Consider the following 23,902-nt stretch of genomic DNA (forward strand, 5'->3'; position numbering starts at 1 on the left):
GCGAAGTCAGTAACTGCTCGCCTGTTCGAACGGTCGTCCGCTGAATAGGCTGTATCGCACGCAATTGCGCCCTGACCTTTTGGCCTCATAAAGGGCTGCGTCGGCGCGATCTACCAGCGATTGCGATGCTTCCCCCTCGCCAAGCTCCGCCACACCGAAGCTTGCGCTGATCGCATGCCCGGCGGGAAGGTCTGCTGATGCGCTGTTCCCGAAAGCAGTTCGAACGCGTTCTGCAAACAGGCGCGCGACGTGAAGATTGGCCCGCGGCAGAAGGATAGAGAACTCTTCGCCACCGGTGCGGGCAATGACATAGGAGACCTCCGCCTCGTCGCGTAACACCGCGCCGAACTGCGATATCAAGCGGTCTCCTGCAGCGTGGCCCAAACTGTCGTTGATCGATTTGAAATGATCGAGGTCGCAGGCGATCAGCGAGATCGGCAATCCTTGTCTCGTGCAAGCATGGCTCAACTCGGAAAAGCGCGCATCAAAGCCGCGCCTGTTCAACAGACCGGAAAGCACATCCGTCTCGGCACGCAGAGCGATGGTCCCGACAATGTCTTTGCCAAGGATCAGAAGCAGCAGGAGGCCGGTGGCAACCACCAGCACGATCGCCCCGGACTGCGAGACCATCGCGTAGGTGGTGGAGAGATAGTCTGAGGGATTAGCACCCGGTCCGCCCACGGCGATGGCAACCAGCGGCTTTGCCAGATAATGCAGCGCGGTGATCACCATCAGGCCTGCCAGCGCAAGATCCAGTGTCGAGCGCCTTAGCGAGCGCAGGACGATACCGGCGCCGATCATCTGCATCACGAAATACGGAGCCTGATAGATGAACATCCGGGTCAGGGAGTCGCGCATCATGCCCTGAGTCAACAGATTGACCGCCACCGAGACCACGAACACCGCGACAAGAAGCCGGATCGGCGGCGCGACCGCGTAATGCCGGGCGAGCCCAAAATTCAGCAGTGTCACCGCCAGAAGGAATATGGCGTGACCGAGCACGTAGATTTCGAGCTGCACATTGACCGTGTAGGGAAGCAGAAATTCGGTGAGCGCATAGGCGAAGCCGCCTATGTAAGTGCCCGCAAACCACCAGGCTGCAACGTAGCGGCGATCATACATTGCAATCGCAACAAAGGCGGTGATGAACAGCCCTGTTATCGACAGCCCGATGATGAGGATGAAATACGCGCCGCTCATACGTAATCCGAGTTTCCAGTCTTATAGAGCGCCACCACCGAAAAGAGCGTTAAATTTACAAAATTCCGCGATCTTACCCAGCGGAATTTTCGCAAAGGAGCTTCTGGCAAAAACAGCATCCCGAAAATCGGGATGCTGCCTGTGTCGGACCCGTAAGAAAGTGCGAACTCCCCACGCACCGCTTGTTCTTACCGGCCTGCGGCCAGGCCAAGGATCAGTCCCGTCGCAGCGCTGATCAGCAGATAATCATTGTCGATCTTGACCCACTGCTGCCCACGCGCCGGACGCTTCAGGCCGTGACGGTGGTAGTCGCGGACGTGCTGCTTGCGCTGCCATTCGGGAACTCGCTGGCCACGTGCCCAATGATGGCGCTTCGGCGCAGGACGATGTGCCTGGGGCCTTGGCGCGGGGCGAGACAAATGCGGCTTCGGAGCGGGACGATGCGCCTGGGGCTTGGCCGGCCCATGCGGCTTGTACGGCTGATACTTGTGATGCGGCGCGGGACGCTGCGGCTCGTGGCGGCTTTGGGCCTGCGCCATCGGCGCAGCCAGGATTGAGAAGGCGATTGCGGCGAGGATGGTACGCTTGAACATCTTGGGGCCTCGTTGTTGATGACGTGACCCTAGCGATCCCAAACTGAACGGAAAATGAACGGCAGGATTAACGTTTTGTAACGAAAACAAGCCTTTACAAAACCTTAACGACCCACCGCATCAAGACTATACCCGTGGCCCAATCGTCGTGCTGACGGAACCAAGGCCCGCAATATTGACGACGCAGACATCGCCCGGAACGAGCGCGCCAACCCCGGCGGGGGTTCCGGTATAGATCAGATCACCCGCTTCGATCCGCACGGCCCGCGACAATATCGAGATCACTTCGGCGATCGACCAGATCATGTCGGAAAGGTCGCCCCGCTGACGAAGCTCGCCATTGACCGCAACGCTGATTTCCCCGGCCGCGAGGTGTCCGACTTCACTGACCGGCGCGATCGCTCCACACACCGCGGACTGGTCGAACCCCTTGGCGAAATCCCACGGCCGGCCGAGATCCTTTGCCTGTGCCTGCAGATCCCGCCGTGTCAGGTCATTGCCGATCGCGTAGCCCCAGACATGCGAAAGGGCATCGCCCTCGGCAATGTCGATGCCTCCCTTTCCGATGGCAACCACCAGTTCGCCCTCATGGTGCAAGTCGTTGGTTAGTGAGGGATAGGCTATCGTCGCACCATCCTCCACCACTGCATCTGCGGGTTTCGTGAAGAAAAACGGCGGCTCGCGATCAGGGTCCTTGCCCATCTCGCGTGCATGCGCCGCATAATTTCGACCGACACAAAAGACACGACGAACCGGGAACCGCGCCGCTTCTCCACGAACGGGAACGCTTGCCTGTGGCGAGGGAGGAAAGACGAAACTCACGATTTGGCTCCGATGAGGTGACGGGAAAAGGTCTTGCTTAAAGTTCGGCTTCAATAACGCCGCGAATACGCTTCGAGGCAAGGCCGTCACCGTATGGATTTATGGCCTGAGCCATACTTTGATAGTAGCTTTCATCGGTGAGGAGCCGTGTCGCTTCCTGAACGATGCGGTTGCGATCGGTCCCGACCAGGATCACCGTGCCGGCATCGACAGCCTCCGGGCGTTCCGTCGTGTCACGCATGACCAATATCGGCTTGCCAAGAGACGGCGCTTCCTCCTGAACCCCGCCCGAATCCGTGATGATCAGATTGGCGCGATCCATCAGATGCACGAAAGGCTCGTAATCGAGAGGATCGATGAGATGAATCGCAGGGTTGTTGCCCAAGAGGCGCTCGACAGGCTCGCGGACACTCGGATTGGGATGCACCGGATAGACGATCTGAACGTCATGGGCGACGGTCAGGTCGTTCAGCGCATTACAGATGTTCTCAAACCCCGCCCCGAAGTTCTCACGCCGATGGCCTGTGACAAGGACGAGCCGCTTGTCAGCGTCGATGAACCGGAACATCTCCGCAAATTCTCGATGACGCTCAGGCTCCCTCGTCTTGCGAACAGTGGCAAGCAACGCGTCGATCACCGTGTTTCCTGTAATATGTATCTGGTCTTCGGCAATTCCCTCGCGCAGCAGATTGGCCTTCGAGGTCTGTGTCGGTGCAAAGTGAAACCGGGTGGCGAGCGTCGTAACGCGACGGTTCAGTTCCTCCGGCCACGGCGCATGCAGATTGCCCGAGCGCAGTCCAGCCTCGACATGGCCGAGCGGCAGGCGCCTGTAGAACGTCGCTAGAGACGCAGCGAGCGTGGTCGTCGTATCGCCATGAACCAGCACCAGATCCGGCTTTTCCAGATCAAGAACCTTGCCGATGCCAGTCAGGACGCCCGCAGTTATGCCATCGAGCGTCTGATTGGGCTTCATCAGGTCAAGGTCATGGTCCGGAACGAGTTCGAACAGCGCAAGCACCTGATCGAGCATCTGCCGGTGCTGGGCCGTGACGCAGACGCGCACCCGCAACTTGTCCGAGCGCTGCAGCTCCTTGACGACGGGCGCCATCTTGATGGCTTCAGGTCGCGTGCCGAATACGGCAAGCACGGTCTTCCTCGGTCGGTCGTCCTGCGCCATTGCGCCCCTCCACCTCTCCACTCGCTCTCCTCATAGCGCATAAGTCGTTTGCTCGCAGTAAAAGGGGCATCAGCAATTGGGTTGAACTTCCCCAAAATGCAACCGGACTTGACCCCGCGCGCGGAAAACACGAAAAGACCTAAATCACGAAAGACGCATCATGGACTTCGAAGCCTTTTTTGCCACGAAGCTGGACGCCCTGCGGGACGAAGGGCGCTATCGCGTCTTTGCCGAACTGGAGCGCACGGCTGGCGCGTTTCCGGCAGCACGCCGCCACGCCAACGGTTCCATTCGCGACGTCACCGTCTGGTGCTCGAACGATTATCTCGGCATGGGTCAGCACCCCAAGGTGATCGCAGCCATGCACGAGGCGATCGACCGCTATGGAGCAGGCGCGGGCGGAACACGCAATATTTCCGGCACCAACCACTATCACGTGCTTCTCGAGCAAGAGCTTGCCGATCTTCATGGCAAGGAAGCAGCGCTGCTGTTTACTTCGGGCTACGTGTCCAACTGGACCAGCCTGTCGACGCTGGGGTCGCATATCCCCGGATGCGTGATCTTCTCCGATGCCTCCAACCATGCTTCGATGATCGAGGGCATCCGCCACTCGAAGGCTGAGCGCCGGATCTGGAAGCACAATGATGTGGCCGACCTCGACCGGCAGCTCGCAGAATACGGACCTGATCGGCCCAAGATCGTTGCCTTCGAGAGCGTCTACTCGATGGATGGCGACATCGCCCCGATCGCAGATATCGTCGCCGTTGCGGAAAAGCACGGAGCGATGACTTACCTCGACGAGGTTCACGCCGTTGGAATGTACGGCCCGCGCGGTGGCGGTATCGCCGAGCGCGAAGGGTTGATGGACCGCATCACCCTTATCGAAGGAACGCTTGGCAAGGCATTCGGTGTCGTCGGCGGCTATATCACCGGATCCGCTGCACTGGTCGACTTCATCCGCTCCTATGCGTCCGGCTTCATCTTTACGACTGCGCTTCCGCCTCATGTTGCCGCGGGCGCGGTGGCATCGATCCAGCATCTGAAAACGAGCCAGGTCGAGCGCGCCGCCCATCGCGACCGTGTGGCCAGGGTGCGCCAGCGTCTGGAAGGCTTCGGCATTCCCGTCATGCCGAATCCGAGCCACATCGTGCCGGTGATGGTGGGCGATGCTGCCAAGTGCAAATGGATCTCGGACCTGCTGCTCGACGAATACGGTGTCTACGTCCAGCCGATCAACTATCCGACCGTCCCGAAGAAGAGCGAACGTCTGCGCATCACGCCGACGCCGCTTCATACAGACGCGGATATCGAGGCTCTGGCGCAGGCTTTGTCGAAGCTCTGGTCCCGCTGTGCGCTCGCGCGGCAAGTTGCCTGAAGCGGCAGAGGTTTCCTCTCAATCTGAATTGCGTGTGAGGTGGGTTTCGCGTTGAACGCGACCACCTGACATCGAGTAACCGTGCATGTCCTCTCCCTCCACATCCGACGATCGCTTCGCCGCCTTCCGGCATTCCTCCTATGCAAGGTTCTTTGCAGCGCGGTTTGCGGCCACCTTTGCAATTCAGATCGTTTCGGTGGCTGTCGGCTGGCAGATTTATGATCTGACCCGAAATCCCTTCGATCTGGGACTCGTCGGTCTGGTTCAGTTCGCACCTGCCCTGTTGCTGGTGCTGGTGACCGGAGCGGCTTCAGATCGCTTCGGCCGGCGGCTGATCATGTGCATCTCGATCTGCGTTGAAGCTTTTTGCGCGCTTGCGCTCCTGCTTCTCACGCTACGTGGACTGACTTCGCCAGCGCAGATCTTCATCGTCTTGGCGGTCTTCGGCACCGCACGTGCGTTCTTCATGCCGGCATCGTCTTCGCTGGTCGCAAACCTTGTCCCGGCGAAGGATTTTGCAAATGCAGTCGCGTGGAATTCGTCTGCCTGGCAGATCGCAACCATTGTTGGCCCGGTCGCAGGCGGCTTGCTTTATGGCGTGTCCCCAATCGCGGCATACAGCGTCGCCACACTCATCATGCTGGTCGGCGCATTGCTGATCGCGTCGATCCCGACGCCGAAACAACATTTTGATAATGAGCCTCGCTCTCTCGACACCCTATTCGCGGGCTTCCGCTACATTCTCAGCCAGAAGATCGTCTTCGGCGCGATCTCGCTTGATCTATTCGCGGTCCTTCTCAGTGGTGCCGTGGCGCTTTTACCGGTCTACGCACGCGATATCCTTGAGCTCGGACCGTGGGGGCTTGGCCTTCTGCGTTCAGCACCGGGCGTCGGTGCGGTTTGCGTCGCGGTCTGGCTGGCAGGTCACCCGATCCGCGATCATGCCGGATTGGTCATGTTCTTCTTTGTCGGCCTCTTCGGCATTTTCACCGCGATCTTCGGCGTGTCGACGGTACCCTGGCTTTCAATCGTCGCGCTTGCCCTTCTCGGAGCCGCCGACATGGTCAGCGTCTATATCCGCAGCACATTGATCCAGCTCTGGACCCCGGACAGGGTGCGCGGTCGGGTCAGTGCAGTGAATGGCGTGTTCGTTGGAGCCTCGAACGAGCTCGGCGAATTTCGGGCGGGAACCATGGCCGCGCTGATCGGCACCGTCCCGGCCGTCACCATAGGCGGCATCGGTGCTGTGGGCGTAGCCGCGCTGTGGGCGTGGCTCTTTCCGGAGCTCAGGAAAGCACGTCGTCTCGACGGGCGTAGCTGATCGCATCTGGCTTGGCAGGGGCAATTACCCGCGCGTCCGCACCTTCTTCGAAGATATGATGAAGGAAGCCTTCGAGCCAGCTGCGCAGCTTGATGTCCCACAACAGCCGACCGGCAAGATGTTCGCGCCCCGGCTGGGCGCCAGGCAGATCAAAACGGCTGGCGCCGCGAACGACCCAGCTGTGCATCATCGCGCGCGTCAGCTCGGCATGAAACTGAATGCCGAAGGCCTTCCTGCCATACCGAAAAGCCTGATTGGGATAGACATCCCCACCGGCGAGAAGCGTCGATCCGGAGGGGAGCGAAAACCCTTCGCGATGGAATTGGTAGACCATCTCCGGCCACTCCACCATCTCCCTGCCATGTTTTGTAGGCGCAATCGGATACCAGCCGATCTCGACTGCCCCGTCCTCGCGTGGACCAACCCGGCCGCCGAGGTGGTTGACCAACATTTGCGCGCCAAGGCAGATACCAAGAAATGGCTTGTCTTCCTTTAACGGCACCGCCAGCCAATCGGTCTCCCGTTTGATGAAGTCGTCCGGATCGTTCGCGCTCATCGGCCCCCCGAAGACGACCGCACCGCGATGTCCATCAAGTGTGTCGGGGAGCGGATCACCAAGCGGCGGCCTCCTTATGTCGAGCTGGAAACCCGCCGCGCTGAGCAGCTGTCCGACGCGGCCCGGGCTGGACATTTCCTGATGCAGGACGATCAGGATCTTGCCCTTGGAAGGGCGATGAGGGTCATGCAGGTTCATCAATCCTGCTCGCCCCTTATTCCCGCGGCATCGCGAGCCTGCCTGCGCAACAGGATCCGCTCGCGCTGTTCGACGCCGATCAGTTCGGCGACACGCCAGACGACATTGTCTTCCAGTTCATGCAATTCGCCGTCTGCGTAGACGGTTTCCCAAAGCAGCCGAACAAGCTCGGTCTTTTGCGGCTGTTCCAGCGTCCGGTTCAGGACGCTGGTGAACTGGTAATAATCGATGGCCTCGCGGCTCGCCTTTTCACCTGCGGTCAGAAGCTGATCCAGCTGCCTGCCCGACAGGTCAAACGCCTCAGCCAAGGCGCTGCGCAATTGCACGCGCTCTTCTTCGACATGCGAACCATCGGCGTCCGCCACCAGGATCATCAAGGCCGCAGCAGCAACGCGGGGGTCATCCGAGCCTGGCTTCCGGTCACCGGCAGCAGGGTTCAGATTGGCGAGGAAGGTTTTGAAACGCTCGAGCATCGCCCTTACTAACCCGTACCGCCCAACTAGAACAGCCGGAAGCCTGCAGGTTTTCCGTCCTTGTCATCTGGATCGACGCCCGGATCATCCGGAAGACGTGTCATTCCGCGTACGTCCTCCTCGTCTTCGGCGGTCGTGGGCTCGACATCCAGAATAGGAGAGGACACGACGGATGCAGGCCCGACGGGTTCGACCGTCTTCTCCACGACAGGTGCGGGCGGTGTTTCAACCACCGGCTCCTCGACCGGTTCGGCCTTAACCTCTGCCGCCGCAGGCGGCGGGGCAATCGGAACCGGTGCGGGCGAAGCGGTTTTTGGTTCGTAGGGCTCGTATGGTTCGATCATCTGGCTGATCCGCTCAGCCGGGGTCTTCCACTCAAAGGCGTCCAGCTTACCGCTCACGGGTGAAAGCGGAGCCCATTTTTCAGAGACCACGCCCTCGGCTACCCAAGCTGGATCGCGCTGTGCACGCACAGCCTGCCCGAGGAAGTGCCGGATCTTGCCCTGATCACCGGTGTCAGCTTCCTCAATGTCGGCGAGCAGAAGAAAGACGCCTTCGCGCGGTCCCAGGCGCGCAGCCGTCTCGGCCTCGCTGCGGGCGAGGGCAAATTCTCCGGCATCCAGCGCAGCGCGAGCCACAACCAGAGAGGATTCCGCATTGTTGCGGCGAAGCGATTGCAGCTTTTTCGCCCGCTCCAGTCGATCATGGGTCGAGTCCCCGGCGCGGGCATGGACGTAGGCCTCGCCAATTTCCGGATGCGGTTGAAGCTTCCACGCTGCTTCCAAAAGCTTCGCGCCCTTGCGCAGATCATCCAGCCGGAAGGCAGCGCGAGCAGCCGTTACGGAGGCCGGAACCAGATCCGGAGCAAGTTTGGTCGCCTCAAGGGCTGCGGTCTTGGCACCGGCAGGATCAGCATCGAAAATTGCCATCGCCTTGGCCGTCAGAAGAACGGCGCGGCGTCGATTGGCGTCTGGCTTGTCGATTTGCTTCGTCGACTTCTGGGTTTCGACAAGCTTCAACGCGTCGTCCCATTCTTGAGCCTCGACTTTCTGTTCGAGGGTGGAATCCGTCGCCCATCCAAGCTGCGGTGCGGTCTCTGCGGCCTTGGCTGCATAGTGACGTGCGGCATTGCGGTCGCCCAGCCGCTCCGCCTCGAGATAAAGCCCTCGCAAACCAAGAAGGCGCGTCTCGGGATCAGCCAGCATCGCCTCGAATTTTGTGCGCGCGGCGGCGTGGTCGCCTTCAAGCAGGGACGCCTGCGCATCCAGAAGATGGATCAGCGGCTCCTGGTCGGCCGAGATCAGCTTCATCGCCTCCTTCTTCTTCTTGCGCGCAAGCGTTGCGTCTCCGGCCCCTGCCGCGATCATGCCGGTAGACAGCGCCTGATATCCGCGGTCGCGGCGGCGAACGCGAAAATATCGGCTGACCGTGTAGGGGCTGTACCAAATGCCCTTCAGGACCCACCAGCTCAGCATGGTCAGCGCCACAACAGCCACCATGATGACGGCGGCGACCATCAGGCTTACGTGATATTGATAGCCATTAACGGTCATCACCAGATCGCCCGGCCGGTCCGCCAGCCATGCAAAGCCAAGTCCGATAGCGAATACGAGGAGCAGGAAGAAAAGAACCCGAAACATCTTGGACTAGCTCCTCAACGCTGCGGCAAGCGCCTGCTCGACAAGCCGGTCCACCTCCTGGCGGGCCCGGACCTTCTCGATAAAGGGTCTGCCGGCTTCCTTCGCCGCATCGGGAAGGCTGTCATATTCCATCAGGGCGCGCTCGAAATCTCCCGCCTTCACCGCGGCATCGATCCGTGCTGCGATCTCGGGAACGCCATCGCCCTCGACCATCCCGACCGGACGAACTTGCACCAGACCCATCGCGCTCGACCAGAGACGGTCGGCGAAACCAGCCTGCGGGTCGACCGGACGGTCGGCAGCGATCATGGCATTCGCCGCTGCGTCTGCTTCGGCGGTCAGGGTCGCGAGCGTTGCAACTCCATTTTGCGCGTAGGGCTGAAGACCCGCCAATTCCGGCGCATCAGGCGCAAGCGCGGCGAGCGTATCAAGCTCCGCCTTGAAAGAGGACCCGCGATCAACCGTCGCCTTGAGAGCAGAAACCGCAATCAGCATCGCGGTCGACGGGGCCTCGGCCTGCTCATCCAGCCGCACGGTCAGTTCACTCATCCGGTTCTCAAGCCCTTCAAGGCGACCGGAAAGCTGTGCCTGTGCAGTCTGCCCTTCGGTAATCAGGTCCCGCAGGGACGAGACGTCCGCTGTAATCGGGCCCAGAGTCGCCTCGTCGGCAGCAGGGTTTGCCTGCAACTCGGCGATGGTGTTTTCGAGGCTGGCAATGCGTTCCTCAACGGGCGCAAGATCAACGGGTTCTGCCGTGCCAGCCTGCGGCGCATTGGCGAGTTCGTCACGCAGGGCGCCCATTTCCTCGGTCATGGAAGCCAGACGTTGCTCGGCCTCTTGCAGTCGGGCAGAGAGGTCTTCATCCCCGTTTCCGGATGGGGCCGCGGCAATCTGTTGGCGCAGCGAGGCAAGCTGTTCTTCGAGCGAAGCGATCGCCGGCGTATGATCTTCCAGGACGCTGCGGCTTCCAGGAAGCAGTCCGGCAAAATGCAGCCCTCCCGCGATCGCCAGGGCAATGACGCCGCCGGCTGCCCCAGCCAGAAGTTGGCCGCCTGAGCTACGCCTTGGCTCCGCCACGGGCTCAGGCGCGCGTCCAAAGGTGGACGGAGCGGGCTCGGCGACGTCTTCCTCGCGTGGTGCACCGCTGCTTTCTGTCGATAAGGATTCGGGTTCCGGCTCCGCGCTTTGAACCGTCGGCTCAGCTATATCCTCGATGACGGGTTCCGCCGGTGGCGTGTCGGACGTCACGACAGGCTCGGCTGGCGCCGCCGCTGCCTCCTCAGCCTTCTGCTCTTTTTCAAGGCGAAAGACTTCATCGGGTGAAAGATCGATCGTCACTGGTTCTCGAGTGGCTTTCGAGTGTCGGGTTCGGGGCGTTTTTACCATGCCGGCAATCCTTCAGCTCATATCGGTCTACGCGACCGCAAATTTTGATCTAGGCCGAGCGCTATGTCGTGAAAAGGGCAACGGCGTCGTCAGTTGCCTGCATGCCTTAAAAGAAGTTCAAGAACACTTTCCTCCGACGGCTCATGGCTGATGAACGTCGTTGCGTTCGTCAACGGAGCCAGTGCCCGCGCGACCTTTGCCGAGATGCAGAAAAACCGTGTCAGTTCAAACTGTTGCTGCATCCGGGTATCGATGATCAGCCGTGACAAAATCTGGCCAGCGCGCTCGGAAAGGACAGGCGCGCCCCAGATCGCCTCAGGCCCAACGGCGCCCTTTACAAAGTCAGTTGGATAACTGACTTCCTCTGCGGAGTAGACTTCCGCGATGTCCATACTCATATCGAGAGCACTTATCGCCTCGATAAATCCGCGGGTCCTTTGAACGGCGGCGAGATGCAGCAGCCGCGCACCGGCCGCCATATCGCGACCGATAAGTTCGGCGAGGAGTATCGCGGTTCCTCCCGCCGCACGCACATCAGTAAATCCAACCTGGGTGGCTGTCTCTCCCGTTGCTTCGCCGACCGCGAAAAGGGGCAAGGCGCGCGCTACCGCTATGACCGCCTGCGGGATGTGTCGTACCGCATTGGGACTGGTGACGACGAGCGCGTCATAAGTCTCCAGCGGTTGGGGGATGTCGGGTTCGAGGCTGACGATACGCGTAAGCGGCAGCAAGATGGGCGCGAATCCCTCTTTTTCGAGCTTCGCACCCGTGGCGCTCGCGCCAGGCTCAGGACGGGTTACGAGAACCCGTCTCTTCAAAACCAGCCTTCGAAGAACTGGGTGCCCGCCTTTTCGCGAATGCGTGCACCAGCCTTGGCACCGAGTGCAGCCGCCTCGTTAATTGCGCCTTCGGCTTCAATCTCGTGAACTTCGGTGCCATCCGGCGTCAGGATCATTCCATTGAAGACGATCCGATCACCTTCAATCTGCGCATATCCCGCAAGCGGCGTCCGGCACGAACCATCGAGCGAGCCAAGGAAAGCACGCTCGCATGTCAGTGCCGCAGCCGTAGTGGCGTGGCCGATCGGCGCAAGCATTGCCTTGACCCGCTCATCACCGATGCGGCTTTCAATGCAGATCGCGCCCTGCCCGGGTGCCGGCGGAAACCGTTCGACGGGCAGAAGCTCGGTAATGATATCGGCAAGACCCAGGCGGCGAAGCCCGGCAGTCGCAAGCAGCGTCCCGGCTACCTGGCCTTCGTCGAGCTTGCGCAGGCGCGTCTGCACGTTGCCACGAAACATCACCACATCGATATCCGGTCGGATGCGGCGGATCAGCGCCTGCCGGCGCAGCGAGGATGAGCCGACAACCGCACCGTGGGGAAGTTCTTCAAGGATCGCGCTCTGCCTGCCGATGAATGCGTCACGAACATCTTCGCGCTCCAAAAATGCAGACAGCTCCAAGCCCTCGGGCAATTGCGTCGGCATATCCTTGGAAGAATGGACCGCAATGTCGATGCGGTTGTTGAGGAGCGCCTCCTCGATTTCCTTAGTGAAAAGGCCTTTGCCACCCGCCTCGGCGAGTGGCCGGTCAAGGATGCGGTCGCCGCTTGTGGTGATGACGACGATCTCGAACGCCTCTTCTGGCAGATTGTGCGCGGCCATCAGGCGCGAGCGCGTTTCATGGGCCTGAGCCAGCGCAAGCGCGCTACCTCTTGTCCCGATCCTCAACTCATAAGTTTGCATGCTGGCTCGTCCATGGTAGGTGCGTGCCAGTCCTAACGGGGAATAACCGGCACAGCAATGTTACGCATGCTCGGCATCGAGACCAGTTGCGACGAGACGGCCGCTTCAGTGGTCGCGCTTGATGAATCCGGCACGCCAAAAATCCTGTCCAATGTAGTCCTTAGCCAGATCGAGGACCATGCGGCTTTTGGTGGCGTCGTTCCGGAGATCGCTGCGCGCGCGCATGTCGAGGCGCTGGACGGGATCGTGGCGAGCGCACTCGATGAAGCTGGCGTTTCTGTCGACGATCTCGACGGAATAGCGGCAACGGCAGGCCCCGGCCTGATCGGTGGGCTCATTGTCGGGCTGATGACCGCAAAGGCCATCGCCGCCGCATCGGGCAAGCCGCTCGTTGCGGTCAATCATCTCGAAGGCCATGCCCTCACGGCGCGCCTGACCGATGGCGTCGAGTTTCCCTACCTTCTGCTTCTGGTTTCCGGCGGCCACACCCAGGTGATCCTCGTTCGCGGCGTTGGTGATTACGAACGCTGGGCAACCACGATCGATGACGCGCTCGGCGAAGCCTTCGACAAGACGGCAAAGCTCGTTGGCCTGCCCTATCCGGGCGGCCCTAATGTGGAACGGGCCGCGCGTGAGGGTGACGCATCGCGCTTCAGCTTCCCACGCCCCTTACGCGGCGAGGCACGCCTCGACTTTTCATTTTCCGGCCTCAAGACCGCCGTCCGTCAGGCGGCGACGGCCATCGCTCCGCTGTCGGACCAGGATGTTGCCGACATATGCGCATCGTTCCAACGCGCGATCACCGAAACGCTGGAAGAGCGGGTTGGCAAAAGCCTGTCCCGTTTTCGCGAGATTTACCCGGACATTGATGACCCCGCTCTTGTGGTCGCTGGCGGCGTGGCTGCGAACAAGGCCATCCGCGAAACGTTGGACCGGCTTTGCGGCAAACATGCAATGCGACTGGTCGCGCCGCCGATCGCGCTTTGCACCGACAACGCCGCCATGATCGCCTGGGCGGGGCTTGAGCGCATGCGCGCTGGCATGGCGAGTAATGATGAGAGCATGTCATTTGCCCCGCGCTCGCGCTGGCCGCTCGATGAGCGGGCAAGCCCGATGATCGGCTCCGGCAAGCGAGGGGCAAAGGCATGAGCCAGCAACGACGAGCGCGCATTGCGGTCCTCGGAGGCGGCGCGTGGGGAACGGCTCTCGCGCTCACGGCATTGCGTGCCGGCCACGCAACAACAATCTGGGCGCGCGATCCGGCTACAGTCGAAGCTCTTAATCTTCGCCAGGAAAATCCGAGATATCTCCCCGGGATCCGCCTCGATAAGGGACTTGTCTCGACAGAGAATCTGGCGGAAGCGCTCGCGGGCGCAGACTGCATTCTCGCCGTCATACCCGCACAGACCATGCGCGATGTCTTGCAGGAAATCAGCGGACTGCTTCCTGTGGGCGCTCCGCTCGTCCTGTGCGCCAAGGGCATTGAGCGCAGCACGGGCCGTCTCCTGTCCGAAATAGCGCGCGAAATATTGCCCGAAACGCCGATCGCGGCGCTTTCAGGCCCAAGTTTTGCAACCGACGTGGCACGGGGATTACCAACGGCGGTCACTGTCGCGGCGCAAGACCCTGCCCTCGCGGCGAGGCTCGCCGGTTTGCTCTCATCGCCATCGTTCCGCTGCTATTCGAGCACCGACCTGACGGGTGTCGAGATTGGTGGTGCCTTGAAGAACGTGCTTGCCATTGCAGCGGGTGCAGTCGCTGGGGCTGGACTTGGTGCAAGTGCGCAGGCCGCCATGGTGACGCGCGGCTTTGTCGAACTGCGCCGCGTGGGTGCCAAATTCGGAGCCGACCCGGAAACCCTGATGGGCCTGTCGGGCCTCGGCGACCTGATCCTGACCTGCGGCTCTGACCAGTCGCGCAACTTTGCCTATGGCGTTGCGCTTGGGCGCGGAGACGATCTAAGCGGGCTCAAACTTGCAGAAGGCGCTGCGACTGCCGGGATCGCTGCAAGGATTGCCCGTGAAAACGAAATCGAAGCGCCAATCATTGAAGCGGTCGACGCAATCCTGGCGGGCAGGAGCACAATCCGAGAGGCTGTCGCCGCCCTGATGGCGCGACCGCTCAAGAGCGAAACTGACGAAGATATGGGACGAGCGACATGATCTTTACGTTCATCGGCCGGGACAAGCCTGGACATCTTGAAACACGGTTGTCGAACCGCCCCGAGCATGTGGACTATCTCAACGGCCTCAATGCCAACGGAAAGCTCAAATTCGCCGGGCCTTTCCTGAACGAAGAAGGCAAGCCGATCGGCAGCCTGGTCGCGATTGAAGCCGCCGACCGCGCGGAAGCTGAGGCTATCTTCGCCGCTGATCCCTACGCCAAAGCCGGTCTGTTCGAATCGACCGAGCTCTATCCCTGGAACTGGCTCTTCAACAAGCCGGAGGCGTGACGATGGCCTACTGGTTGTTCAAATCCGAGCCGAACGTCTTTTCCTTCGAAATGCTCAAGGCAAAAGGCGAAAAGGGCGAAGAATGGGACGGTGTGCGCAACTACCAGGCGCGCAACAACATGCGCGCGATGCAGATCGGCGATCTCGGCTTCTTCTACCATTCGAATATCGGACTGGAAGCGGTCGGCATCGTTGAGGTCTGCGCATTGGCGCACCCGGATTCGACCACGGACGATCCGCGCTGGGAATGCGTCGATATTCGCGCCGTACGTGACCTGCCCAAGCCGGTGACGCTGAAGGACGTGAAGGCAAACCCGCTGCTGGAAAAGATGGCGCTCGTCACCTCGATGCGCCTTTCCGTCCAGCCGGTTACGCGAGACGAATGGGTCGAGGTCTGCCGGATGGGCGGCCTGGTCCCAGCTCCGTAATTTTGCGACGGCGTGGGCTAGACCCCACGCCTCCCCTAAATCTCGCAAGCCCTTCGCATCGCTCGCGGGCTTACTTCCGCCCAGATTCGCCGACGAGAATGACCGATGGTCGATCAAAGCTTCATCCTCGCGAACACGGTGATCCTGTCCCCTCCGCATGTACCCGAGATCTCGCTTCATCTGGCTGACGAAGCTCATGATCTGTGGCATCGCACCGAAGAAGAGCTCGGCGAGATCGGCCTGCCTCCACCGTTCTGGGCATTTGCCTGGGCCGGAGGTCAGGGGCTTGCCCGCTACATTCTCGACCATCAACCGCTGGTGCGCGGCCTGCGGATTCTCGACTTTGCTTCGGGCTCCGGCCTCGTCGCGATTGCTGCAGCCAAGGCTGGCGCTCGCAAGGTCGTCGCCGCCGACATCGACCCGATTTCTGCTCATGCTGTTGCGCTGAATGCGCAAGTGAACTCCGTATCGATCAATTTTGCTGGCGATGACCTGATCGGCACCGACGGCGGCTGGGACGTCGTTCTGGCTGGCGACGTCTTCTACGACCAGCTGTTCGCGCAGCGCTTGATGCCCTGGTTCAGAAGTTTGAGCCAAAGAGGTGCCACGGTTCTCGTGGGTGATCCGGGCCGGTCCTACTTGCCAAAAGAGGGATTGGAGGCGGTCGCCACCTATCAGGTGCCGGTAACCCGCGTTCTGGAAGATTCCGAGGTCAAGCAGACCACCGTGTGGCGGCTAGCGTAGGACGCGCATCACCGTGTTGCGCGAAAGATAAGGCAAAAGCCGCTTCATCACCTGAGGGTCGACCGCCACACACCCCTCTGTCGGTCCAAACCCCTGCTTGGCGATATGAAAGAATATGGCGCTGCCCATGCCACGCCGGCGCGGCTTTATGTTGTAGTCGAGCACGATGCAGCAATCGTAGAGACGGTCATTGCGTATCATCTTTTCTGCACTTGACCGGTACGGCAGCACGACAGGCCGGTTGTAGTTGGGGTCTCCCGGCTGGTCGCACCAGCCATCGCTCTGGCGGATCGGCTTCAATGGCAGCCGGGTCCTCGTCGACTGGACACGCCCCTTCCTGAAATAGCCTGAAAGAAGCCGCATCTGTCCAATTGGCGTGCCACCATCGCCCTCGCGCTTGATCGTCTTGATGCCGCCGCGGCCGAGTGCGCAGGGAAAGACTTTCCCGTTGAAGTTGAGAAGACCTTGTGTCGGGTGGCCCGGACGTGCGCGCACGGTCAGAACAGAGCGGCCGCCAGGATGAGCTTTTTTCGCGGAATGTTTCACGGGGAACAAATCGTCGTGATAGGCTTTCTATGCCCGGAACATCCTCTTTAACCGCCAAGCGGTCAACTGGCCGTTGTTCGGCCATAATCTCTGGTCAAGGACACGACATGACGTCACGTACCATACTCATCGTCGACGATGATGCCGACCTGCGCGAAACTCTCGTCGAACAATTGTCGCTATACGAAGAATTCTCGGTCCTTCAGGAGGAATCCGCTTCCAAGGGGATCCAGACTGCTCGTTCCGGCAACGTCGATCTCCTGATCATGGATGTTGGTCTTCCGGACATGGACGGTCGAGAGGCCGTGAAGCTCCTGCGCAAGGGCGGTTTCAAGGCACCGATCATCATGCTGACCGGCCACGACACCGATTCGGACACCATCCTTGGGCTCGAAGCAGGCGCGAACGACTATGTCACCAAGCCGTTCCGGTTCGCGGTGCTTCTTGCCCGCATCCGTGCGCAGCTTCGCCAGCATGAACAGAGCGAAGACGCGACCTTCACGGTTGGACCCTATGTCTTCAAGCCCAGCCAGAAGCTGATGACCGATGTAAAAGGCAACAAGATCCGGCTGACGGAGAAGGAAGCGTCGATCATAAAGTACCTCTACCGGGCGGAGCAGAAGGTGGTCACGCGTGACATCCTGCTGGAAGAGGTCTGGGGCTACAATTCCGGCGTTACCACCCACACGCTCGAAACGCACGTCTACCGGCTCCGCCAAAAGATTGAGCGCGATCCGTCTAACGCCGAGATTCTTGTGACGGAGAGCGGCGGCTACAAGCTCGTCCCTTGACTGTCCGCGCCATGCGGTCGAAGAACTTGGAATATTGTTTGTCGCGGCCCTGACTGCTTGTCGCACTTCAAGGCCGGCGACAAACGAGTTCGGGGGACACCGGGGACTTCAATTTGGCCCTAGACGACGACATCCGTACCCTGTCCGGCGTCGGTCTTTTCAGTGACCTCACTCCGGAGCAGCTTCGATTGCTGGCATTCGGGGCCGAACAAGTTCGGCTTGCGTCGGGCCGCGAAATCTATCGCGAAAATGCACCTGCTGACTGCGCCTATGTGATCGTCGCCGGAAAGGTCGTGCTTTATCGCGAGCAGGACGGTGAGGCGGTCGCCCTGTCACGGGTCGGCCCGGGCACTCTTCTTGGTGAACTGGCATTGATCACCGACACGCGCCGGTTGACGTATGCGGCAGCAGAAACCGACGTCGAGCTGATCCGCCTCAATCGCTCCCTGTTTCGACGCATTCTCGAAGAATATCCGGAAACGGCAGCAGAGCTTCACCGGCGCATGCTGGAGGAGCTGCAGGCATTCCTCCAGAAGATCGAGCGCCTAGCTCCCAAATTCTCTGATTGATCGTACCGGCAGTCTTAAAGGCTGAACCGGGCAATGACCGGAACATGGTCCGAGGGACGCTCCCAGCCGCGCGCTTCGGAAATGATATCGATCCTGGACAGATGCGCCGACAGGTCAGCCGATGACCAGATGTGGTCGAGGCGACGTCCCCGATTGGAGGCGACCCAGTCCCGTGAGCGATAGCTCCACCACGTATAGAGCTTTTCTGAGGGCGGAACGACCTGACGCATCAGATCGACCCAACCGCCCGCCTTGCGCATGGCTTCGAAGCTCGTCGTCTCGATCGGCGTGTGACTGATCACATTCAGGAGCTGCTTGTGGGACCAGACATCGTTCTCGAGCGGCGCGATGTTGAGGTCGCCGACAAGCACCGAAGACAGGTTCTCGCCGGAAACTGCAGGCACATCGTGCATCTCGGCGACGAAATCGAGCTTGTGGCGAAATTTCGGGTTGATCTCGGGGTTCGGCTCGTCACCGCCTGCGGGCACATAGAAATTGTGCAGCAAGATCTTCCGCTCGCCGGCCTGAACATGCACCGACAGGTGGCGGCAATCATCAACGTCACAGAACCGGCGCTTGTCGACCACTTCGAGGGGATGCCGCGCGACAGTCGCTACACCGTGATATCCCTTCTGGCCGCTGAATGCGATGTGCTCATAGCCAGCCTTCCGGAACGCCTTCGAGGGAAAGAGATCATCCGGACACTTCGTTTCCTGCAAACACAGCACATCCGGCTGAAATTCTTCCAGGAACCGTTCAACCAGAGGCATGCGCAAGCGCACGGAATTGATGTTCCAGGTGGCAATCGAAAATGACATGGGACTTCCGGGTAGCAAGGCGGCGGGACGGCCGGAACCTGCCAGCCCCGGCGCGCGAACACAACCCCGGCGGCATCAGGCCCCCGTACTGGCGGCCTCTTCCACAGAAATGCGCAGTCTTTACTTGGCGTTTGCCGCATCCACTGCGGCGTAGTCGATCCGGAAGACCGAGGGGTCGAACTGCATTCCCTGCTCGACGTTGAAGATCATCACCGTCGTGTCCTTGCCCTGCGCGTCGGTGATCGTCCACTGACGCAGTTCGAAGCTGGCAGGATCGAACATCATTGTGATCGTTGAATTGCCGAAGGCGTTGCGATCAGCAAGCTGGATGGTCGTGAGATCGCTCTCTTCCTTGACGCTGCGCACCCTGCCGCCGGAAAGATCGATCCGATCATCAAGCAGCAGCTTGAGCGGGGTCTGGGACAAGGGGTAGGCGTCCATCGTCTTCAGCTTGGTGTTCTGCAAAAGGACGTTGCGGCCATCGGCCGTCACCCGGAACGTTGCCGGCGCTTCATAGTCGAAGCGCACTTTTCCCGGCCGTTCAATGTAGAACTTGCCGCCGGTCTGGTCGCCGCGCGGGCCAAACTGCACGAACTCGCCCATCATTGTCTTCACGCGGGAGAAGTGATCGGCGATGCGTTGCGCCGCCTGGGGCGTTCCTTGTGCCAGCGCTGGAGAAAAGAGCGGACCTGCAAACTGTCCCGCTGCAAGAACGCCCAGGCCCAGTGCTGCATTACCAAGGAAAGCGCGTCGCGAGATCAGCTTGTTCGCCATAGGGTCCGTTGCCTTCAGTCTTGTCTTGTTGCTCTTCGACTAGGCCGCCAGTTGGGCCGAAATGCGGCTTGCCGCCTGGTCCCAAACGATGGGCCGCTGCAAAGGTTTCAGCACCTAGAACCGGTCTTCCTCGGTTGGCACGAGGATTTCGCGCTTGCCTGCATGGTTGGCAGGTCCAACGACGCCCTCCTCCTCCATCCGCTCGATGATGGAAGCCGCGCGGTTGTACCCAATCCCGAGGCGGCGCTGGATGTAGCTGGTCGAGGCCTTGCCATCTCGCAGGACAATGGCGACCGCCTGATCGTAGGGATCGTCGGAATCCTCGAAGTTTCCGCCGCCGCCCTTGCCACCGGCGTCTTCGTCCTCATCATCCTCGGTGATCGCATCCAGATATTCCGGCACGCCCTGGAGCTTCAGATGCGCAACCACCTGTTCGACCTCGTCGTCAGACACAAAAGGTCCGTGGACGCGCTGGATGCGGCCGCCGCCGGCCATGTACAGCATGTCGCCCATGCCCAACAGTTGCTCCGCGCCCATCTCGCCAAGGATGGTACGGCTGTCGATCTTCGACGTCACCTGGAAGGAGATACGGGTCGGGAAGTTCGCCTTGATCGTACCGGTGATGACGTCGACGGACGGGCGCTGCGTTGCCATGATCACATGGATGCCGGCAGCACGCGCCATCTGGGCAAGACGCTGCACCGCGCCTTCAATGTCCTTGCCCGCCACCATCATCAGGTCGGCCATTTCGTCGATGATGACAACGATATAGGGCATTGGCTCGAGATCGAGGTGCTCGGTCTCGTAGATCGCCTCGCCAGTCTGGCGGTCAAAGCCGGTCTGAACCGTTCGGGTGATCTGTTCCCCGTTCCGGCGCGCCTGACCGACACGCTGGTTGAAGCCGTCAATATTGCGGACGCCAACCTTGGACATCTTGCGATAGCGGTCTTCCATCTCGCGGACGGTCCATTTCAGGGCGACCACTGCCTTTTTCGGATCGGTGACGACCGGCGTCAGCAAATGCGGAATTCCGTCATAGACCGAAAGCTCGAGCATCTTCGGGTCGATCATGATCAGGCGGCACTCTTCCGGACGCATCCGATAGACGAGCGACAGGATCATCGTGTTGATCGCGACCGACTTACCCGACCCGGTGGTGCCCGCGACCAGAACGTGAGGCATCTTGGTGATGTCGGCGATCACGGCTTCGCCATTGATCGACTTGCCAAGGGCAAGGGCGAGCTTTGCCTTGGTCTGCTCGAAATCGCGGCTGGCGAGAATTTCTCGCAGATAGACAGTCTCGCGGCGCGTGTTGGGCAGTTCGATGCCAATGGCATTGCGTCCCGGCACAACCGCAACGCGGCAGGCGATCGCGCTCATCGAGCGGGCGATGTCATCAGCGAGGCCAATCACCCGGGAAGATTTGATGCCGGGCGCAGGCTCCAGTTCGTACATCGTGACCACTGGGCCCGGACGTACGTGAATGATCTCGCCCTTAACGCCGAAATCTTCCAGCACGCCCTCAAGCAGGCGCGCATTCTGCTCCAGCGCATCCTGGCTTAGCGATGGGTCACGCCCCACATTTCGGGGCTCGGACAAAAATTCCAGAGCTGGCAGTATGAACGAATGTGAACCGGCCGCGCTCGCCTGGGCCTGACGCGAAGCGCGTGACGCGGGCTTGGGCCGCGCTGCAGGCATATCGACGCGCGTGGCGGCATCTGAACGATAGTGCCGGACCTGGGCCGACCCGCCAGCCGGCGTCGGCTTGATTACGACGTCATCGTCGAAATCATCGTCCTCATCATACTGGGCATAGGCATCGCCCTGATAATCTCCCTCATCAACATCAAAGGGAGGTTCATCGACGTCACGCGAACGAGGCGATGTAAACCCAGGCTCGATCCTTTCGCCACGCGAACTGCCTCGCGAAGGTGCGAAGTCGAAATCGTCTTCGTCGTCATACTCTCGGCGCTTGAGCGGAAGGGCGCCGAGATTCAGCTTGCGACGCAGGAAGGCCTTGCCGGACAGCCACCAATGGGTAACGGCACCGAACGCAGCGAGGATCCGACTACCCTGATCTTCCTCGTCGTCATAGACCTCCATCTCCTCCTCTTCGTGGCGAACAACCTTTCGGGTCTTCGCCTTCTCCGAGGCAGGAGCTTCCTCCACATTTCTGCGGCCAAGCACGGCGCAAGCGAAGGCGAACAGCCAGAGTGTAGGCAGGGAAAGCACACCGGCCGTCACAATTGCAGAGAAGCCGGTCGGATAGCCGCCGGCAAAACGCGCTGGAAGTGCAAGAACCAGGTCGCCGATCACTCCGCCGAGACCAGATGGCAGCGGCCATGTCGCGGGAGCTTCAAGGCAACCGACCATTCCGGCAGCAAGAGCCGTTGCCGCAAGCCAGGCAAAGCAGCGCGAAGGAACACGGCTCACATTGCGTGCAGAAGCCAGCCAGACGCCCCAGGCAACACCCGGCAGCAAACCGGCGACGCTCGCAAGACCAAAGAACTGCATGAGCAGGTCCGAGACCACCGCTCCCGGATAGCCCATCGCATTCTGAACGACATTGTCGGTCGCATGGCTGAAGCTTGGATCGGCAACATTCCAGGTCCCCAGCGCAGCGAGGCAGAACGCCACCAACGTGAATGCAACGAGTCCAGATGCGCGCGTCAACATTCGGCGGATGAAGCCCCTCAGGCCATACCCGTCATCGATCGTCAATTGCGCGGTCGCACTTGAACGCATGAGACATCCCCGTACTAACTCGAACGGCGCCCGATGGGGCGCACTGAATCGAGCCAAACTTACGAAGGCGATGGTTAAGACCCCTTTAACCATGATGGGGTCCCGGCCAAACAAAAAGGAGCCCAGATGCCTCCGGGCTCCAACTGAGTTTTTCAGGACACACCCTTTCGGGCGCGCCGCCGCAATGATCGGTCAGGCGTGGTAGGCAACTTCCCCGTGCGAGGAGAGATCGAGACCCGCTGCCTCGTCTTCCGGTGCTGGGCGCAGTCCGACGAGCGCATCGACCAGCTTGTAGAGAATGGCCGAAACGACGCCGCACCAGATGATGGTGATCGCGACAGCGAGGATCTGGGTCCAGATCTGCGCACCCATCGTCACCCCTTCGGCATAACCGACACCGCCGAGAGTGGGCGAGGCGAAGATCGCGGTACCGATCGCGCCAACGATGCCCGCAACGCCGTGGATTCCGAACACATCAAGCGAGTCGTCATAACCCAGCCTGTGCTTCACCACCGCCACGAAATAATAGGCAACGACGCTGCCCAGCGCGCCAAGAGCGATTGCACCGACCGGGCCGACGAAACCGGCTGCCGGCGTCACAGCGACAAGACCGGCAATGACACCCGAGGCCCCGCCAAGCAGCGAGGACTTGCCACGAGCAACCTTCTCGACCAGCGCCCAGGCAATAACGCCGCCCGCAGTTGCGGTGAAGGTGTTGATCATCGCAAGACCTGCCGCACCACCAGCGGCCAGCGCCGAACCTGCATTAAAGCCGAACCAGCCCACCCAAAGAACGGCAGCACCGGTCAGTGTCAGCGGCAGGTTGTGCGGCGCCATGTTCTCGCGTCCATAGCCATCACGACGACCGATAATGATCGCACCAACCAGAGCTGCGATACCGGCGTTGATATGCACGACCGTGCCACCCGCAAAGTCCATCGCATCCCATCCGAAGAAGAGACCGTTCGCGTCCCATGCCATGTGGGCGATCGGGAAATAGACAATGCTCACCCACAAGATGACGAACATGACCACCGCGCCAAACTTCACACGCTCGGCAAAGCCGCCAATGATCAGGGCTGAGGTGATACAGGCGAAAGTCATCTGAAAGCAGATGAAGACAAGTTCCGGGATCGTTCCCGATGCCGAATCCGGCGTTACGCCAGCAAGGAACAGCTTGTCGAACCCGCCAAAATAAGCGCTCTCGCTGCCGCCAAAGGCGAAGGAATAGCCCCACAGCACCCAGACAACGATCACGGTCGCCGTGATCATGGTGGTCTGCATCAGCACAGACAGCATGTTCTTGGCGCGTACCAGGCCACCGTAAAACAGCGCGACACCGGGCAGGATCATGAACAGGACCAACAAGGTCGAGACAAGCATCCAGGCCGTGTCGCCACTGTCGATAGCTGGTACTGCCTCAGGTGCCGCTTCGACAGCTTCCTGCGCCCATAAGGGCAAGGCTGAACCAGCCGACAGCGCGATCGCGCCGAGAGCGGCACGAGAGTGCGAAGAAAAATCTGCAAGCTTCATATTGCAATCTCCATGAG

Annotated in this window: 24 protein-coding genes; 9 read left to right on the forward strand and 15 right to left on the reverse strand. The window is 60.6% G+C overall.

Annotated elements, in window-relative coordinates; translation table 11 throughout:
- Positions 1–6: 6 nt before the first annotated feature.
- From IOD40_RS15615 to wecB, 4 genes are all read right to left on the reverse strand, one after another.
- On the reverse strand, positions 7–1,200 hold the full coding sequence (locus IOD40_RS15615) for a GGDEF domain-containing protein (protein ID WP_198477625.1): 1,194 nt from the start codon (positions 1,198–1,200) through the stop codon (positions 7–9).
- 188 nt (positions 1,201–1,388) lie between these two features.
- Positions 1,389–1,793 (reverse strand): RcnB family protein, encoded by a 405-nt coding sequence (locus IOD40_RS15620; RefSeq protein ID WP_198477626.1) that lies wholly within the window; start codon positions 1,791–1,793, stop codon positions 1,389–1,391.
- 126 nt (positions 1,794–1,919) lie between these two features.
- Positions 1,920–2,618 (reverse strand): fumarylacetoacetate hydrolase family protein, encoded by a 699-nt coding sequence (locus tag IOD40_RS15625; protein ID WP_407649214.1) that lies wholly within the window; start codon positions 2,616–2,618, stop codon positions 1,920–1,922.
- 34 nt (positions 2,619–2,652) lie between these two features.
- On the reverse strand, positions 2,653–3,792 hold the full coding sequence (gene wecB / locus IOD40_RS15630; protein WP_198477628.1) for a non-hydrolyzing UDP-N-acetylglucosamine 2-epimerase: 1,140 nt from the start codon (positions 3,790–3,792) through the stop codon (positions 2,653–2,655).
- Positions 3,793–3,952: 160 nt separating this feature from the next.
- Here wecB and hemA point away from each other — a divergent pair, with 160 nt between their 5' ends.
- Positions 3,953–5,167, forward strand: coding sequence for a 5-aminolevulinate synthase (gene hemA, locus IOD40_RS15635; RefSeq protein WP_198477629.1), 1,215 nt, complete (start codon positions 3,953–3,955; stop codon positions 5,165–5,167).
- A gap of 85 nt (positions 5,168–5,252) precedes the next feature.
- Entirely contained in the window at positions 5,253–6,488 is a 1,236-nt protein-coding gene (locus IOD40_RS15640) for an MFS transporter (protein WP_198477630.1), read from the forward strand.
- On the opposite strand, the gene IOD40_RS15645 is transcribed toward IOD40_RS15640, so the two are convergent.
- The 6 genes from IOD40_RS15645 to hemC form a co-directional block, all read right to left on the reverse strand.
- Positions 6,454–7,242, reverse strand: coding sequence for a glutamine amidotransferase (locus IOD40_RS15645; protein WP_198477631.1), 789 nt, complete (start codon positions 7,240–7,242; stop codon positions 6,454–6,456). The two genes, IOD40_RS15640 and IOD40_RS15645, sit on opposite strands and share 35 nt — an antisense overlap.
- Positions 7,242–7,715: a tellurite resistance TerB family protein gene (locus IOD40_RS15650; protein ID WP_198477632.1), complete on the reverse strand. Its 474-nt coding sequence runs from the start codon at positions 7,713–7,715 to the stop codon at positions 7,242–7,244. The genes IOD40_RS15645 and IOD40_RS15650 overlap by 1 nt, the downstream gene beginning before the upstream one ends.
- A gap of 26 nt (positions 7,716–7,741) precedes the next feature.
- On the reverse strand, positions 7,742–9,355 hold the full coding sequence (locus IOD40_RS15655; protein WP_198477633.1) for a heme biosynthesis protein HemY: 1,614 nt from the start codon (positions 9,353–9,355) through the stop codon (positions 7,742–7,744).
- Positions 9,356–9,361: 6 nt separating this feature from the next.
- Positions 9,362–10,693, reverse strand: coding sequence for a mitofilin family membrane protein (locus IOD40_RS20330; RefSeq protein ID WP_198477634.1), 1,332 nt, complete (start codon positions 10,691–10,693; stop codon positions 9,362–9,364).
- Between the two features lie 137 nt (positions 10,694–10,830).
- The gene (locus IOD40_RS15665) at positions 10,831–11,559 is read right to left on the reverse strand and encodes a uroporphyrinogen-III synthase (RefSeq protein WP_267905136.1); all 729 of its coding nucleotides are present in this window, start codon (positions 11,557–11,559) and stop codon (positions 10,831–10,833) included.
- The gene (gene hemC / locus IOD40_RS15670) at positions 11,556–12,485 is read right to left on the reverse strand and encodes a hydroxymethylbilane synthase (protein WP_198477636.1); all 930 of its coding nucleotides are present in this window, start codon (positions 12,483–12,485) and stop codon (positions 11,556–11,558) included. Before hemC ends, IOD40_RS15665 begins: the two co-directional genes overlap by 4 nt.
- A gap of 57 nt (positions 12,486–12,542) precedes the next feature.
- Between hemC and tsaD the strand changes: the two genes are divergently transcribed.
- From tsaD to IOD40_RS15695, 5 genes are all read left to right on the forward strand, one after another.
- Positions 12,543–13,634 (forward strand): tRNA (adenosine(37)-N6)-threonylcarbamoyltransferase complex transferase subunit TsaD, encoded by a 1,092-nt coding sequence (gene tsaD / locus IOD40_RS15675; protein WP_198477637.1) that lies wholly within the window; start codon positions 12,543–12,545, stop codon positions 13,632–13,634.
- Positions 13,631–14,647, forward strand: coding sequence for an NAD(P)H-dependent glycerol-3-phosphate dehydrogenase (locus tag IOD40_RS15680; protein WP_198477638.1), 1,017 nt, complete (start codon positions 13,631–13,633; stop codon positions 14,645–14,647). The genes tsaD and IOD40_RS15680 overlap by 4 nt, the downstream gene beginning before the upstream one ends.
- Positions 14,644–14,937, forward strand: coding sequence for a YciI-like protein (locus tag IOD40_RS15685; RefSeq protein ID WP_198477639.1), 294 nt, complete (start codon positions 14,644–14,646; stop codon positions 14,935–14,937). The genes IOD40_RS15680 and IOD40_RS15685 overlap by 4 nt, the downstream gene beginning before the upstream one ends.
- 2 nt (positions 14,938–14,939) lie before the next feature.
- A complete protein-coding gene (locus IOD40_RS15690) occupies positions 14,940–15,365 on the forward strand; it encodes an EVE domain-containing protein (protein WP_198477640.1) in 426 nt (141 codons plus the stop codon).
- Positions 15,366–15,470: 105 nt separating this feature from the next.
- Positions 15,471–16,109 carry a class I SAM-dependent methyltransferase gene (locus IOD40_RS15695; RefSeq protein WP_198477641.1) on the forward strand — a complete coding sequence of 213 codons (639 nt, stop codon included), beginning with the start codon at positions 15,471–15,473 and terminating at the stop codon, positions 16,107–16,109.
- Here the strand turns inward: IOD40_RS15695 and IOD40_RS15700 are convergent.
- Entirely contained in the window at positions 16,101–16,655 is a 555-nt protein-coding gene (locus tag IOD40_RS15700; protein ID WP_325099753.1) for a L,D-transpeptidase family protein, read from the reverse strand. The two genes, IOD40_RS15695 and IOD40_RS15700, sit on opposite strands and share 9 nt — an antisense overlap.
- A gap of 107 nt (positions 16,656–16,762) precedes the next feature.
- Between IOD40_RS15700 and IOD40_RS15705 the strand changes: the two genes are divergently transcribed.
- Together IOD40_RS15705 and IOD40_RS15710 are read left to right on the forward strand one after the other, a co-directional pair.
- Positions 16,763–17,446, forward strand: a complete 684-nt coding sequence (locus IOD40_RS15705; RefSeq protein WP_198477642.1) for a response regulator transcription factor — start codon at positions 16,763–16,765, stop codon at positions 17,444–17,446.
- 113 nt (positions 17,447–17,559) lie between these two features.
- Positions 17,560–18,015, forward strand: coding sequence for a cyclic nucleotide-binding domain-containing protein (locus tag IOD40_RS15710; protein WP_198477643.1), 456 nt, complete (start codon positions 17,560–17,562; stop codon positions 18,013–18,015).
- Between the two features lie 14 nt (positions 18,016–18,029).
- Here the strand turns inward: IOD40_RS15710 and IOD40_RS15715 are convergent, their stop codons facing one another.
- From IOD40_RS15715 to IOD40_RS15730, 4 genes are all read right to left on the reverse strand, one after another.
- Positions 18,030–18,833: an exodeoxyribonuclease III gene (locus tag IOD40_RS15715; protein ID WP_198477644.1), complete on the reverse strand. Its 804-nt coding sequence runs from the start codon at positions 18,831–18,833 to the stop codon at positions 18,030–18,032.
- A 120-nt stretch (positions 18,834–18,953) separates the two neighbouring features.
- Positions 18,954–19,607 carry an outer membrane lipoprotein carrier protein LolA gene (locus tag IOD40_RS15720; protein WP_198477645.1) on the reverse strand — a complete coding sequence of 218 codons (654 nt, stop codon included), beginning with the start codon at positions 19,605–19,607 and terminating at the stop codon, positions 18,954–18,956.
- 114 nt (positions 19,608–19,721) lie between these two features.
- Positions 19,722–22,352, reverse strand: a complete 2,631-nt coding sequence (locus tag IOD40_RS15725) for an FtsK/SpoIIIE family DNA translocase (RefSeq protein WP_198477646.1) — start codon at positions 22,350–22,352, stop codon at positions 19,722–19,724.
- 192 nt (positions 22,353–22,544) lie between these two features.
- Positions 22,545–23,885 (reverse strand): ammonium transporter, encoded by a 1,341-nt coding sequence (locus IOD40_RS15730; RefSeq protein WP_198477647.1) that lies wholly within the window; start codon positions 23,883–23,885, stop codon positions 22,545–22,547.
- Positions 23,886–23,902: the final 17 nt, after the last annotated feature.

The organism is Aquamicrobium zhengzhouense, assembly GCF_016124105.1.
GTDB lineage: Bacteria > Pseudomonadota > Alphaproteobacteria > Rhizobiales > Rhizobiaceae > Aerobium > Aerobium zhengzhouense.

Bases quoted from the DNA above. Each gene is read 5' to 3' on its own strand.
- wecB (WP_198477628.1), bottom strand. From the start codon at position 3,792: ATGGCGCAGGACGACCGACCGAGGAAGACCGTGCTTGCCGTATTCGGC.
- IOD40_RS15645 (WP_198477631.1), bottom strand. From the start codon at position 7,242: ATGAACCTGCATGACCCTCATCGCCCTTCCAAGGGCAAGATCCTGATC.
- IOD40_RS15620 (WP_198477626.1), bottom strand. From the start codon at position 1,793: ATGTTCAAGCGTACCATCCTCGCCGCAATCGCCTTCTCAATCCTGGCT.
- IOD40_RS15615 (WP_198477625.1), bottom strand. From the start codon at position 1,200: ATGAGCGGCGCGTATTTCATCCTCATCATCGGGCTGTCGATAACAGGG.
- IOD40_RS15695 (WP_198477641.1), top strand. From the start codon at position 15,471: ATGGTCGATCAAAGCTTCATCCTCGCGAACACGGTGATCCTGTCCCCT.
- IOD40_RS15705 (WP_198477642.1), top strand. From the start codon at position 16,763: ATGACGTCACGTACCATACTCATCGTCGACGATGATGCCGACCTGCGC.
- IOD40_RS15725 (WP_198477646.1), bottom strand. From the start codon at position 22,352: ATGCGTTCAAGTGCGACCGCGCAATTGACGATCGATGACGGGTATGGC.
- IOD40_RS15650 (WP_198477632.1), bottom strand. From the start codon at position 7,715: ATGCTCGAGCGTTTCAAAACCTTCCTCGCCAATCTGAACCCTGCTGCC.
- IOD40_RS15690 (WP_198477640.1), top strand. From the start codon at position 14,940: ATGGCCTACTGGTTGTTCAAATCCGAGCCGAACGTCTTTTCCTTCGAA.
- IOD40_RS15655 (WP_198477633.1), bottom strand. From the start codon at position 9,355: ATGTTTCGGGTTCTTTTCTTCCTGCTCCTCGTATTCGCTATCGGACTT.
- hemA (WP_198477629.1), top strand. From the start codon at position 3,953: ATGGACTTCGAAGCCTTTTTTGCCACGAAGCTGGACGCCCTGCGGGAC.
- IOD40_RS15730 (WP_198477647.1), bottom strand. From the start codon at position 23,885: ATGAAGCTTGCAGATTTTTCTTCGCACTCTCGTGCCGCTCTCGGCGCG.
- IOD40_RS15720 (WP_198477645.1), bottom strand. From the start codon at position 19,607: ATGGCGAACAAGCTGATCTCGCGACGCGCTTTCCTTGGTAATGCAGCA.
- hemC (WP_198477636.1), bottom strand. From the start codon at position 12,485: ATGCAAACTTATGAGTTGAGGATCGGGACAAGAGGTAGCGCGCTTGCG.
- tsaD (WP_198477637.1), top strand. From the start codon at position 12,543: ATGTTACGCATGCTCGGCATCGAGACCAGTTGCGACGAGACGGCCGCT.
- IOD40_RS15640 (WP_198477630.1), top strand. From the start codon at position 5,253: ATGTCCTCTCCCTCCACATCCGACGATCGCTTCGCCGCCTTCCGGCAT.
- IOD40_RS15685 (WP_198477639.1), top strand. From the start codon at position 14,644: ATGATCTTTACGTTCATCGGCCGGGACAAGCCTGGACATCTTGAAACA.
- IOD40_RS15715 (WP_198477644.1), bottom strand. From the start codon at position 18,833: ATGTCATTTTCGATTGCCACCTGGAACATCAATTCCGTGCGCTTGCGC.
- IOD40_RS15680 (WP_198477638.1), top strand. From the start codon at position 13,631: ATGAGCCAGCAACGACGAGCGCGCATTGCGGTCCTCGGAGGCGGCGCG.